We start from the raw sequence: 3,234 nt of genomic DNA on the forward strand, positions 1-3,234 counted from the left end.
AGTCCAGATGACTGCTGGGTTAGGCGTCCATTATACCCTGAAAATCCACGTTCAAAGACTCGGAGGACATCACTGTTTTTTATCCCGATTCCTGTATCCTTGATACAGAGTTCCTGGCCTTCCATATAAATCTCCAGACCACCTTCCTTGGTGTACTTGAGACTGTTTGAGATGATTTGCTCAATAACCACTAGTAGCCACTTTTTATCCGTCACGATTTCTTTATCAAGGTCATGTAGATTGACATTTAGGCCTTTTTGAATAAAGAAAAGAGCGTATTTACGAATTATTTCCTTAACCAAGTCCTCAATTTGAACTTGCTTTAAGACCAAATCATCATGGAAACTTTCTAAACGCAAGTACTGTAAAACTAGATTGGTATAGGAGTCGATTTTGAAAATTTCCTGTTCTAGCTGTTGCTTCAGTTGGCGGTCAGCTACTTCTGCAACTAAGAGTTGACTAGCTGCAATGGGAGTCTTAATCTGATGGACCCACAAGGTATAGTAATCCAGCAAATCCGTCAGTTTTCTTTCTGCTTCTGACCTCTGCTGATAGAGTTCCATCTCACGCGCTTCTAATTTTTCTGCTAAAGCTATTTCCAAAGGAGACTTGGCTTCCCTCTCTCCATAGAGAAGTTCCTTACGATAGACCTGCATCTCCGCCAATATGTCCCAAGTGAAAAATAAGATGGTTACAAAGCAACACAAGAGGAAAAAGTAGAGAAAGTAAATTCCCAAACTGGCAAATAAAAACTGAAAGAGCAAAACCAGAAACGTCAAAGAAAGTAGATAGACAAACAGACGACTACGGGAGCGCAGATAGGCTAGAAAAAATTGTTTCCAATCAAGCATGCTTTAATCCGTACCCTATTCCTTTCTTGGTTTCGATAAATCCTACCAAGCCATGGTCTTCCAATTTTTTACGCAAACGAGCCACATTAACTGAGAGGGTATTATCATCAATGAAAAAGTCACTATTCCAAAGTTCTCGCATGAGGTCATCACGTGCTACAATATTTCCTGCGTGTTCAAATAAAACGCGTAAAATCTGGAATTCATTCTTAGTCAAATTCAAGACTTGCCCTTGATAATGTAAATCCATTGATTTAGTATTGAGGATAACACCGGCATATTCCAGTAAACTCTCGTCACGACCAAACTCATAGGAACGACGCAACAAGCCCTGAACCTTGGCTAAAAGAACCTGCTGGTCAAAAGGCTTGGTCACAAAGTCATCCGCTCCCATATTGATTGCCATGACAATATCCATAGCCTGGTCTCTCGAAGACAGAAACATGATGGGAACCTTGGAGATCTTGCGAATCTCCTGACACCAGTGATAGCCATTAAACAAAGGCAGTCCAATATCCATGAGGACCAGATGAGGTTCCGACTGGACAAATAGACTCAAAACTTCCATAAAGTCTTCTACCAGAACCACTTCAAATCCCCATTCAGAGAGCATTTTCCCGACCTGTTGACGAATGACCTGATCATCTTCTACTAATAAAATCTTGTGCATGCGCTTCTCCTTTTCTATTATTATAACAGATTTTTCCATGCTGGAAGGTCTGAAACTGAATGTGAAAGAGCTTGTTTTTAGCCAACAAAGCAAGACAATCCTACTAGCTAATTTGAGGGAAATTTGATAAGATAAATAAAAAGAAAGGAGCTCTTATGGCCAATATTTTTGACTATCTGAAAGATGTCGCACACGATTCCTTTTACGACCTTCCATTGAATGAATTAGATGTTTTAGCCTTAACAGAAACCACCTACCTCTCCTTTGATAATCTGGTCTCCATAACTCCTCAGCGACTTTTAGACCTGGCACCTCAGATTCCAAGGGAGTCTAACATGCTGACCAATAAGGACCGTCTCCAGCTGTTGGATCAACTCTCTCAACACAAGCGCTTTAAAAATTGCAAACTCTCCCATTTTATCAACGACATTGACCCTGAACTGCAAAAGCAATTTGCGGCTATGACCTACCGTCTCACTCTCAATACCTATCTGATTGTCTTTCGTGGGACTGATGACAGTATCATTGGATGGAAGGAAGATTTCCACCTGACCTATATGAAAGAAATTCCTGCTCAAAAGCACGCTCTCCGCTATTTAAAGAACTTTTTTGCCCACCATCCTAAACAAAAGCTCATTCTGGCCGGGCATTCCAAGGGAGGAAATCTAGCTATCTATGCTGCTAGCCAAATTGAGCAAAGCTTACAAAATCAAATCACAGCAGTTTATACCTTTGATGCGCCTGGTCTTCACAAAGAACTGACACAAAGCGAGGGCTATCAAAGGATAATGGATAGAACCAAGGTCTTCATTCCACAAGGTTCCATTATCGGTATGATGCTGGAAATTCCTGCCCACCAAATCATTGTTCAAAGTACTGCCTTGGGTGGTATCGCCCAGCACGATACCTTTAGTTGGCAAATTGAGGACAAGCACTTCGTTCAACTGGATAAGACCAACAGTGATAGCCAACAAGTCGACACAACCTTCAAGGAGTGGGTGGCCACAGTCCCTGACGAGGAGCTTCAGCTCTACTTCGACCTCTTCTTTGGCACCATTCTAGATGCTGGCATTAGCTCCATCAATGACCTGTCTTCCTTAAGAGCAATCGAACATATTCATCATCTCTTTGTTCAAGCACAATCCCTCACTCCAGAAGAAAGGGAAACCATGGGACGCCTTACCCAGTTATTGATTGATACTCGTTACCAAGCCTGGAAAAATAGATAAAAAGCTTATGAAAAGGTAATACTCTTCGAAAATCTCTTCAAACCACGTCAGCGTCGCCTTACCGTACTCAAGTACAGCTTGCGGCTAGCTTCCTAGTTTGCTTTTTGATTTTCATTGAGTATAAAAACCTTCTCACAAGCTTTTTTGCTTTAAAGAAGAATTCACTCCTTCATTTGACTCTCTGCATCGGCCACAACTTGCTCTAAACTTGTCTGACCAAGCTCTGCTTCCATAGCCAGCTGGATTCTCTCCAATTTTTGATCCAAAACATCATGAATATGAGCTCCAACTGGGCAATTTGGATTTGGATTGTCATGGAAACTAAAGAGTTGACCAGTCTTTCCAAGACACTCAACCGCCTGATAAACATCTAAAAGACTAATATCCTTAAGGTCCTTGACAATCTCTGTTCCGCCCGTTCCACGCGCTACTGAAATCAGCTCTGCCTTCTTCAACTGGGACAAGATCTTTCTGATAATGACAG

4 protein-coding genes are annotated in these 3,234 nt (G+C 41.6%); 1 reads left to right on the top strand and 3 read right to left on the bottom strand.

The window, feature by feature from the left end; all coding sequences use genetic code 11:
• Both SMIDD26_RS07270 and SMIDD26_RS07275 read right to left on the bottom strand, forming a co-directional pair.
• Positions 1-851 (bottom strand): sensor histidine kinase (locus SMIDD26_RS07270; protein ID WP_061439791.1); only part of this gene is annotated, 851 nt, incomplete at its 3' end.
• Positions 844-1,521 carry a response regulator transcription factor gene (locus tag SMIDD26_RS07275; protein WP_061439697.1) on the bottom strand — a complete coding sequence of 226 codons (678 nt, stop codon included), beginning with the start codon at positions 1,519-1,521 and terminating at the stop codon, positions 844-846. The genes SMIDD26_RS07275 and SMIDD26_RS07270, both read right to left, overlap by 8 nt.
• A 155-nt stretch (positions 1,522-1,676) precedes the next feature.
• Between SMIDD26_RS07275 and SMIDD26_RS07280 the strand changes: the two genes are divergently transcribed.
• Complete coding sequence (locus SMIDD26_RS07280) at positions 1,677-2,750, top strand: DUF2974 domain-containing protein (RefSeq protein ID WP_061439698.1); 1,074 nt, start codon at positions 1,677-1,679, stop codon at positions 2,748-2,750.
• Between the two features lie 161 nt (positions 2,751-2,911).
• Here the strand turns inward: SMIDD26_RS07280 and SMIDD26_RS07285 are convergent.
• Positions 2,912-3,234 (bottom strand): Rrf2 family transcriptional regulator (locus tag SMIDD26_RS07285; protein WP_061439699.1); only part of this gene is annotated, 323 nt, incomplete at its 5' end.

The organism is Streptococcus mitis (assembly GCF_001579035.1).
GTDB lineage: Bacteria > Bacillota > Bacilli > Lactobacillales > Streptococcaceae > Streptococcus > Streptococcus mitis_J.